Below are 273 nucleotides of genomic sequence, written 5' to 3'. Positions count from 1 at the left end.
CGAAAAAAGACAAGCTGAAATGGAGATAGCTTTATTAAAAAAAATACAGGAAATAGAGAGGAGGTGAGTTTGCAGAGAGTACAAAATAATTATATATACACAGCTATAAAAGAAGTGCATGAAAAACATCATTATCCAATAAATTCTCTATGCAAAATAAGCAATGTAAGTAAAAGTGGTTACTTTAAATGGTTGAAACATCAAAAAACTTTTAACGATATAAAAAACGAAAAAATTGCTAATATTGTAGAAAAAATACATGATGACTATCCT

At 27.1% G+C, this 273-nt stretch carries 1 pseudogene; it reads left to right on the top strand.

The window, feature by feature from the left end:
* Positions 1-69 precede the first annotated feature (69 nt).
* A pseudogene (locus tag ACK2WN_RS12405) lies at positions 70-273 on the top strand (hypothetical protein); the annotation flags it as partial.

This window comes from Peptacetobacter sp. AB800, assembly GCF_047807365.1.
Lineage (GTDB): Bacteria > Bacillota > Clostridia > Peptostreptococcales > Peptostreptococcaceae > Peptacetobacter.
The sequence above is the reverse complement of the archived record's forward strand: the minus strand, read 5'-3'. Positions and strand labels throughout refer to the sequence as shown.